Origin of the sequence: Streptomyces europaeiscabiei, from assembly GCF_001550375.1 — a bacterium.
GTDB lineage: Bacteria > Actinomycetota > Actinomycetes > Streptomycetales > Streptomycetaceae > Streptomyces > Streptomyces europaeiscabiei.
In genome coordinates this window covers 1-9,047 of record NZ_LRTR01000382.1, presented here as the reverse complement: position 1 = coordinate 9,047, position 9,047 = coordinate 1, and the positions used below count along the sequence as shown (strand labels likewise).

8 protein-coding genes and 1 pseudogene are annotated in these 9,047 nt (G+C 71.1%); 2 read left to right on the top strand and 7 right to left on the bottom strand.

Translation table 11 applies throughout. The annotated features are described in order from the left end of the window. On the top strand, nucleotides 1-1,401 hold a 1,401-nt coding region (locus AWZ10_RS47800; RefSeq protein WP_107417452.1), incomplete at its 5' end, for an FHA domain-containing protein. Nucleotides 1,402-1,599: 198 nt separating this feature from the next. On the opposite strand, the gene AWZ10_RS17965 is transcribed toward AWZ10_RS47800, so the two are convergent. Then, a complete protein-coding gene (locus tag AWZ10_RS17965; protein ID WP_046705064.1) occupies nucleotides 1,600-2,583 on the bottom strand; it encodes a methyltransferase domain-containing protein in 984 nt (327 codons plus the stop codon). Between the two features lie 188 nt (nucleotides 2,584-2,771). Here AWZ10_RS17965 and AWZ10_RS17960 point away from each other — a divergent pair, with 188 nt between their 5' ends. Continuing rightward, entirely contained in the window at nucleotides 2,772-3,185 is a 414-nt protein-coding gene (locus tag AWZ10_RS17960) for a globin (protein WP_046705065.1), read from the top strand. Between the two features lie 87 nt (nucleotides 3,186-3,272). Here AWZ10_RS17960 and AWZ10_RS17955 read toward each other — a convergent pair whose 3' ends face one another. From AWZ10_RS17955 to AWZ10_RS17930, 6 genes and pseudogenes are all read right to left on the bottom strand, one after another. Then, entirely contained in the window at nucleotides 3,273-3,965 is a 693-nt protein-coding gene (locus AWZ10_RS17955) for a DUF8010 domain-containing protein (RefSeq protein ID WP_060891565.1), read from the bottom strand. Then, nucleotides 3,962-4,372: an acyl-CoA thioesterase gene (locus AWZ10_RS17950; protein WP_046705067.1), complete on the bottom strand. Its 411-nt coding sequence runs from the start codon at nucleotides 4,370-4,372 to the stop codon at nucleotides 3,962-3,964. Before AWZ10_RS17950 ends, AWZ10_RS17955 begins: the two co-directional genes overlap by 4 nt. A gap of 2 nt (nucleotides 4,373-4,374) precedes the next feature. Continuing rightward, entirely contained in the window at nucleotides 4,375-6,039 is a 1,665-nt protein-coding gene (ettA, locus tag AWZ10_RS17945) for an energy-dependent translational throttle protein EttA (RefSeq protein ID WP_078935355.1), read from the bottom strand. Between the two features lie 241 nt (nucleotides 6,040-6,280). Next, nucleotides 6,281-7,714 (bottom strand): Cys-Gln thioester bond-forming surface protein, encoded by a 1,434-nt coding sequence (locus AWZ10_RS17940; RefSeq protein WP_244172514.1) that lies wholly within the window; start codon nucleotides 7,712-7,714, stop codon nucleotides 6,281-6,283. 264 nt (nucleotides 7,715-7,978) lie between these two features. After that, complete coding sequence (locus AWZ10_RS17935) at nucleotides 7,979-8,458, bottom strand: single-stranded DNA-binding protein (RefSeq protein WP_046705068.1); 480 nt, start codon at nucleotides 8,456-8,458, stop codon at nucleotides 7,979-7,981. Nucleotides 8,459-8,675: 217 nt separating this feature from the next. Further along, a pseudogene (locus AWZ10_RS17930) lies at nucleotides 8,676-9,047 on the bottom strand (ATP-binding protein); the annotation flags it as partial.

Genomic DNA, 9,047 nt, shown 5'->3' with positions numbered 1-9,047 from the left:
GGCGGCCCCGGTCAGGGCCCCGGCCCCGGTCAGGGCCCCGGCCCCGGCGGGAACCCGGCGCTCCGGTTCCAGCAGCAGCCGCCCCCGCCGTCCTTCGGCGGCGGTGACGGGTACGACTACCAGAGCTCCCGCCCCTCGCAGATCAACCGCCCCGCCGAGCCGATCCCCCCGGGGTCGCCGTTCGGCGGGGAGCCCTCGGGTCCGGGTGGACCCGGGGGTCCGGGCGGAAACGGTGGGTTCGGCGGGCAGGGTGGCCACGGGGGTCCTGGTGGGCCCGGCGGTCATGGCGGCCCCGGTGGACCTGGCCGTCCGGGTGGTCCCGGTGGGCCGTCGGGGCCGGGGGGTTCCTCCGGGTTCGGCGGCGGGCCTTCGGGGCAGCCCGGCCGGCCCGGTCCGGGACAGCCCGGTCCGTCCGCGTTCGACGGGGACCCTTCGCGACCTGGGCCCTCGGGCTTCGGTGGTGACCCTTCACAGCACAGCCCCTCGGCCTTCGGCGGCGATCCGTCACGCCCCGGGCCCTCGGGCTTCGGCGGCGACCCTTCACGCCCCGGACCCTCGGGCTTCGGCGGCGACCCTTCACGCCCGGTTCCGCCGCCGCCCGGCCCTACGCCCGGTGGACCTGGTGGCCCCGGTTTCCCCGGCGGGCCTGGGCCCGGCCAAGGTCCCGGTGGTGGTCAGGGTCCCGGTGGGGCGCCGCAGGCGTTCCAGCAGGCGGGGCCGTCGGCGCCGCCCGCCTACCCGCAGGAGACCCGGCGACCGCAGCCGGGGGGCCCTGGCGGCCCCGGTGGGCCTGGTGGTCAGGGTCCCGGTGGTGGTCAGGGTCCCGGTGGCGTCCCCTCCTTCGGTGCTGACGACGACTGGGTGATCTCCCCGCCGTCGACCGGTCCCGGCGGATCCGGTGGCCCAGGTGGTGCGGGGGCTCGCCCCGGTGGCTACGGCTACCCGCAGCCCGGCGCCACCCAGGCCCCGCCCGGCCCCGCGTACCCCCAGGCGCCGACGACCTGGAGCGCGACCATCGGCCCGGACCGCGACTACTTCATGGCGATGATGCAGCGCTCGGGCCCCGAGGCGACGGGCCTGAACCTGCCCGCGTACTCCCCGGAGCAGCGTCGCGCCCTCACCGGCAACCAGATCACCATCGGGCGCCGCCGCCACTCCACAGGCGACACCCCCGACATCGATCTCTCCGTGCCGCCGGAGGACCCGGGCGTCTCCCACCAGCACGCGGTGCTGGTGCAGCAGCCCGACGGCGGCTGGGCGGTCGTCGACCAGAACTCCACGAACGGAACCACCGTCAACGGTTCCGAGGACCCCATCCAGCCATTCGTCCCGGTCCCCCTCCAGGACGGGGACCGGGTACACGTGGGCGCGTGGACGACGATCACGATCCGCCGGGGCTGACCAGCCGGCACCAGCAAAACGATCAGGGCCGACCGAGCGACTTCAGTCGGCCCTGATCACTGCCCCGAGGAACCGATCGACTCCCATCGATCGCGACCGAATCCCATCAGCCGCGACCGATTCTCATCGGTTGCGACTGACTCCAACCAGTTGCGACCGGCCGTGAAGTTCCGATCACTCCCGCGCGAACCCGCGTCCTCAGCCCGGGAGAGGCCAGGCGTACGGCCCCTCCGGGTCGTCCAGCCACGCCCAGGCATGCTCGCCGCGGACCGTGATGCCGTAGCGCTCGCGCGAGGGCATGCCCTCGCGCTGCCACAGGGCGAGGGCCTCGTGCGGGTCGAGGCTGCCCGCCGTCAGGGCCAGCAGGAACCGGAAGAGCTCGTGGTCCCTGGCCCGGCTCGGCAGCCCGCCCAGATGCGGATGCATCGCCTCAGGCTCACTGCCCCCGCGCAGCGGCACGAAGTACGCCGACGTGTGCAGGAAGCGTCCCTCGGCATGCTCCGTGTCCTCGACCAGCAGCCGTACCAACCCCGTGGCCAGCGGCGTCAGGATGCGTGCGCCAGGGGTGCACTGGGCGAGCCAGGCGCGCGGGATCGAGTGCAACGTGCAGGTCGCGATGATCCGGTCGTACGGCGCCCGCTCGGGCACCCCGCGCGCCCCGTCCCCGGTGACGACGGTCGGGTGGTATCCGGCGGCGTCCAGGTGCCTGCGCGCCGCCTCCGTGATGTCGGCGTCCAGATCGACGGTCGTGACCAGGTCGTCCCCCAGCCGGTACGCGAGCAGGGCGGCGTTGTAACCGGTGCCGGCGCCGATCTCCAGGACCCGGTCGCCGTCCTCCACCTCCAACTCGGCCAGCATCTTCGCCATCAGCGACGGCTGGCTGCTGGAGGAGATCAGCTGCCCGTCGCGCACCCGGGTGGCGAGCGGGGCGTCGGCGTACGCCCCCCGCACCCAGCGGCCACGCCTTCGCGGGTCGCGCTCCTCGCCCCACAGCCGCTCGAAGCCGCCCACGGCACTCACGTAGTAGTAGGGCACGAAGAGGTGCCGGGGAACGCTCTCGAACGCCTTCCGCCACTCCGGGTCGGCGTCCCACGCCCCGCTCGCCTCGATCTCGCGCACCAGCGCCGACCGGGCCTCGGCGGCGAGGCGTTCCAGATCGTGGTCCACAGCGTGCGTGCCCATACCTCCACTGTGCGGCCGGACGCCTCCGGAGGCGAGCACCGCGCCGTACCGGTCCGGAATCAACCGGTCCGCCCCCTTCGCCCTGCGCCCTCCTCCCGACCGACCCTCCCTGCCCGGCCACCGGCCTCCCCACAGCGTCCTTCTTGATGGTCCTAAGCCTCAAGACCTCCGCCGCCGCGTCTGAGACCATGGGGAACGTGAACGAGATTCGGCGCGGCACGCTTCAGGAGCAGACCTTCTACGAGCAGGTCGGTGGCGAGGAGACCTTCCGGCGCCTCGTACGCCGGTTCTACGAGGGTGTCGCCGAGGATCCGATCCTGCGGCCCATGTACCCCGAGGAGGACCTGGGCCCGGCCGAGGACCGTTTCACGCTGTTCCTGATCCAGTACTGGGGCGGCCCCACCACGTACAGCGAGAACCGCGGCCACCCCCGGCTGCGCATGCGCCACGCCCCCTTCACCGTCGACCGCGCCGCCCACGACGCCTGGCTGAAGCACATGCGCGTCGCCGTCGACGAGCTCGCCCTGTCCGAGGAACACGAGCACACGCTGTGGAACTACCTGACGTACGCGGCGGCCTCGATGGTGAACGCCCCGGGCTGAGCGGCGGCCGTGGTGCCCGGCACCGCCGCCGAGCACTCACTCCCGGAAGTACCCAGAAGTACGGGCGGGGCACCGGCGGCGCCATGCTCAGCGAACGCTGACGCCGAACGCCCCGAGTCCCGCTCTGCGTACGGCGATCGACCCGTACGGCGTGCGCAGTCTGAGCCACGCGCCCGACGAGAACAGTCCCGGCGACACCGCCCCGGGCGGGCCGGCCGTCCGTGCGGTGCGGAGGAAACCGAGCGACTGGGCCGCGTGCACGGCCCGCACCGGCAGAGGTGTGTCCCCGACCGTCCGGGACCAGATCTCCCGCCCGATCCGGTCGAGCTCGGCCCGCGTACGCCGCTCGGGCACCAGCTCCTCGGTACGGGAGCGGAATTCGCGCACCGCCGCGGAGACCATCGCCCGCAGCGCGTCCGGCGCGGGCAGTCCCGCCTCCGGCCGCCATCCGCCCCGCGGGGGAAGCACTCCGGCCCACGGCGGCCCGGTCACCGCTTCCGGGACGAGCGCCGTACCCCCGGCCTCGTCGACGGACTCCAGAAGTTCACCGGCCGACACGGTCACGTCGAGCGCGACGTCGAGCCCGTTCTCGTACGGCTTGGCGAGACGCGTGGCCCGGATCGCCAGGACCTCGAAGGAAGGTGGCCGACCGAAGACGGCCAGTGCTGTGCCGGCCGCCTGGAGGCGCACCGCGGCTCCACGGTCGTAGTGGAGCAGCCTGGAGAGGAAGGCCGCGAGATCCGCCGCCTCCCCCTCGTCGGCGAGGTGGAGGACCGTCATGCGGCGACGGCCTCCTCCTCGTCGTCCCTGTACTCCTCCAGGAATGCGCGCTCCTCGGCGGTGATCCGGCGAGGCCGCTGGGTCGCGAAGTCGAAGGGCACTATCACCGTCGAGGCCCGGACATAGACCTGCTCGGGGTCCTTGACCTCGTAGGCGATCGTGAACGACGCCGCTCTTATCTCCGTGACCCACAGCTCGATGTCCACCGGCTTGTGCCGGTGGACCAGCTGCCGCTTGTAGTCGATCTCATGGCGTGCCACCACGGACCCCTGCTTGAAGTCCTTCTCCGGGCGGAACAGGAAGTCGATACGGGCTTCCTCCAGGTAGCGGAGGAAGACCACGTTGTTGACGTGGCCGTACGCGTCCATGTCCGCCCAGCGCAGCGGGCAGCGGTAGATATGCCGCAAGATCAGCCTCGAGTCAGCTTCTTGTAGGTGGCGCGGTGCGGGCGGGCGGCGTCGGCGCCGAGTCGCTCGATCTTGTTCTTCTCGTACGACTCGAAGTTGCCCTCGAACCAGAACCACTTGGACTCGCCCTCGTAGGCGAGGATGTGCGTCGCCACCCGGTCCAGGAACCAGCGGTCGTGGGAGACGACCACGGCGCAGCCCGGGAACTCCAGCAGCGCGTTCTCCAGCGACGACAGGGTCTCGACGTCGAGGTCGTTGGTCGGCTCGTCGAGGAGCAGCAGGTTGCCGCCCAGCTTGAGGGTGAGCGCCAGGTTGAGGCGGTTGCGCTCACCACCGGAGAGCACCCCGGCCGGCTTCTGCTGGTCCGGGCCCTTGAAGCCGAACGCGGAGACATAGGCGCGGGAGGGCATCTCGACCTGGCCGACGTTGATGTAGTCCAGCTCGTCGGAGACGACGGCCCACAGCGTCTTCTTGGGGTCGATGTTCTCGCGGCTCTGGTCGACGTAGGAGATCTTGACGGTGTCGCCGACCTTGATCGACCCGGAGTCGGGGTCCTCCAGACCCTGGATCATCTTGAAGAGGGTCGTCTTGCCGGCGCCGTTCGGGCCGATGATGCCCACGATGCCGTTGCGCGGCAGCGTGAAGGAGAGATCGTCGATCAGGACCTTCTCGCCGAAGGCCTTGCTGAGGTTGTTGACCTCGACGACCACGCTGCCCAGGCGCGGGCCCGGCGGGATCTGGATCTCTTCGAAGTCCAGCTTCCGCATCTTGTCGGCCTCGGCCGCCATCTCCTCGTACCGGGCGAGACGGGCCTTGGACTTGGCCTGGCGGCCCTTGGCGTTGGAGCGGACCCACTCCAGCTCTTCCTTGAGCCGCTTGGCGCGCTTGGCGTCCTTCTGGCCCTCGACCTTGAGACGGCTCTGCTTGCTCTCCAGGTACGTGGAGTAGTTGCCCTCGTAGCCGATCGCGCGGCCGCGGTCGAGCTCCAGGATCCAGCCCGCGACGTTGTCGAGGAAGTACCGGTCGTGGGTGACGGCGACGACGGTGCCGGGGTACTTCGCGAGGTGCTGCTCCAGCCACTGCACGGACTCGGCGTCCAGGTGGTTGGTGGGCTCGTCGAGCAGCAGCAGGTCGGGGGCTTCGAGCAGCAGCTTGCACAGCGCGACGCGGCGGCGCTCACCACCGGACAGGTTGGTGACGGGCCAGTCGCCGGGCGGGCAGCCCAGGGCGTCCATGGCCTGCTCCAGCTGGGTGTCCAGGTCCCACGCGTTCGCGTGGTCCAAGTCCTCCTGGAGCTTGCCCATCTCGTCCAGGAGCGCGTCCGAGTAGTCGGTCGCCATGAGCTCCGCGACCTCGTTGAAGCGCCTGAGCTTGCCCATGATCTCGGCGGCGCCGTCCTGCACGTTCTGCAGGACCGTCTTGGACTCGTCCAGCGGCGGCTCCTGCTGGAGCATGCCGACGGTGTAGCCGGGCGACAGGAACGCGTCACCGTTGGAGGGCTGCTCGATGCCCGCCATGATCTTGAGAACGGTGGACTTACCGGCACCGTTCGGACCGACCACACCGATCTTCGCGCCGGGCAGGAAGCTCAGCGTGACGTCGTCAAGGATCACCTTGTCGCCGTGCGCCTTGCGTGTCTTGCGCATCGTGTAGATGTACTCAGCCAAGAGAAACCGTCCGGCAACTTGAAATCTGGCAGTGGGCAGTACCACCCATCTTGCCGCACGGCCACCCCTCGACGGAAACCGGATGGTGAAGCCCCCCGGACGAGCGACGCGGCCCGGCGCCTTGGGGGCGTACCGGGGCCGCGTCGTACGCACGTGTCAGCGCGCGGTCACTCACTGTTGAGATACCAAGGAGCTCTTTCTCTCACGGATCCACTGCACGGTTCTCTCGGCGGAGTCCTCTTCACGGATTCCGCTTGCGGAGGAGGATCATCACCGCGCCGCCGATCACGACCAGCCCGATGGCGATGCCCCCGATCAGCGGGGTGGCGCCGGAACTGCCCGTCTCGGCGAGATCGGTGGCGGAGTCTGCGGCCACGCCGCCGCCCACCGTCGCCGGGCTCGGCTCGCTCAGCGTCTGGACCGAGTCCCCGTCGGCGCCGGCCGCGGTCTCCGTCCGGCAGTCGAGCACGCCCCGGAACTGCTTCGCGAAGCCGTTCGGCCCCTCGATCGTGAAGTCGTAGGCCTGGTCCTCCTGGAGCGGGATCGTCACCGTGCGGGTCTCGCCCGCGTCGATGGTGTACGTGATCCCCATCAGCTCGAAGTCGAACGGCTTGTCGCCCTCGTTGGCGGCCGTGATCTCCAGGCCGCCCTCGGCGCAGCTCTTCTCGGCGGACAGTGCGGGTATCGCACCCTTCCCGGCCCAGTGCGCGGTCGCCGTCACGGAGACCGTGGACTCGCTGGAGCCCGCGAGGATCTGGGTCTGGCTGCGGGTCTCGGAGGCGAAGGCTCGGCCGACCGGTACGGTCGTCGAGGCCTCCACGGTCAGCTCGGCCGAGCCGTCCGCGGTCTTCTCGGGCACCTCGAAGTACAGCTCGCCGCCGTCACCGGCCGACGTCACGGCCTCGCCGTCCGCGTCGACGACCCGCACGCCGTCCGCCGTCCCGTCCGAGGGCGGGGTCACGGTCACAGCATCCGCGTTGGTGTGCACCGTGACCGGGCCGAGCCGCTCGCCCGGCCGGCCGGAGACCGCCGGCGGGTCGAGCGTCAGGGAGGCGGCCGGCTCCGCCAGGTTCCGCGCGCTCTTCTCCAGGTGGTCCGCGAGCTTCTCCGCCTCCGGGTCCAGGGCCGTCACCTCGGCCCCGTCCGAGTACCGCCAGATCGCCACCTGCGTTCCGGTCGCCGCGTCCTCCTCGGTGAGGCCCCTGACCCCGGCCTTGTCGGCGAGTGCCGCGAGGTCGTTCACCTGCGGGTAGGAGTTCTGCAGGATCCAGCGGATCTTGCCCGCTTCCTTGTTGGCGCCCAGCGAGGTGCCGCTCCAGGGGGTCTCCTGGTACTTGGCGTCCTTCTGCGTGGGGTTCTGGACGTCGACACAGTAGGTCTGCAGGGTGCCGCCGCCGTCGACGAACATCTCGAACAGCCCTGCGGGAAGCTGCTGTTCCTGGCCGTCGTCGGTCCGGAGCACGGCCGTCCCGTACGTCTTGAGGCCGCCTATGGTCGCGGTAGCTCCGCCCGAGCTCCGCGCCGTCTCGTCGGCGACGGCCGGGCCCGCGGTGACGATCGCACCCGTGACGACGAGTCCGGACGCGAGTGACACGGCGGCGAGGCGGGCCGCCCCTCGCCTGCGCGCGGCCCACCCGGACCATCCGGAGAACGACACCGAGAACGTAGAAACCACAGAATTTCCCTTCGAGCAGGACCCGTTGACGTGGGGGGTTGTGGTCCCACCAGCAGAATCAGAAGCCCCGTGAGCTATGCCCGGCATCCTAGGGATGCGGCGCACCACTCTTCCCAGTCGTATCGTCGGACAACCGATCCGAATCGGAATCGTTATCGCCTGCACAGCTCGCGAACAGCTCTTGGCGACAAATCGATCAGATGCGCGCACGGACTCTTCACCATGCATTCGCCGATGAGCCACGACCGGAGCCAGGGCCTGATGTCATGTCACCCCGGCTGGCTCCGGCCGGAGTTCGGTCTCGGGGTCGAGCCGGCTGCCGGCCGGCGGTGTCTCCCAGTTCGGCTCCGGCCGGGACGGGGACTGAGTCCCCGTCGACGTCTCGCCCCGGGGCGCCCGCCTGAACGCCGACGTACCCCGCGACAGATCGTGGCCGATGGCGATCGCGTCGACGTCCGCCGAGGCCCAGCTCTGCCCGTCCCGCTGTTCGGTCCGCACCTTCAACCGCCCCTGCACCACCACCGGATCACCCAGTGACACGGACGACGCCACGTTCGCGGCGAGCGTGCGCCGCGCCCACACCGTGAAGAAGTTGGTGTGCCCGTCGGTCCACTCGTTCTTCTCCCGGTCCCAGTACCGCGAGGTCACCGCCAGCCGGAACCGGGCCGACGAACCCGTCGACAACTCCCGGCAGACCGGCTGGGTCGCCACGTTCCCCACCACGCACACCATCGTCTCGTTCATCTCGCGAACCCCTCATTCACGCCGGCACCGACGCCGGCCGGACACGCGTACGGGCCCGGCCCGTACGGCTGCTGCGTCTGTCGTGCGGCGGTGCTGTGATCGCCGCGTGTTCAGACTGCCGCCGTCGGGCCGAGCCCGCTGAGCCCTGTGCACTACCCGCCGGTTGTGGACAACTCCGTCACCCGACGGGGTGAACCACCCGCACAGGGGCCGCCTCTCACCCCACCGGCGCCGCCCCCAGCACCCGCCCGTACTGCTCCCGTACCTCCCGGTACCGCAGCAGCTCGGCGGCCACCGGATCCAGCACCCGCGCCCGGCCGCACCCGGCGGCGGCCTCCCGCAGTCGGCGTTCCGCCTCGTAGCCGTACCGCCGGGCCGGACCGCGGGCGGCCAGTCGGCAGCCCCACTCAACGGCCGGGCCACCGACGATGCCGGTCACCATCAGCAGCACCGGCACCCCGAGATTCGGTGTCATGAAGCCGATGATCTGCCCCAACAGCCACAATCCGCCGATGACCTGGAGAAGGGTCATGGACGCCTGCGCGAGCACCGCGGCGGGCCACCAGCCCGGCCGCGGCGGCCGCCCCGT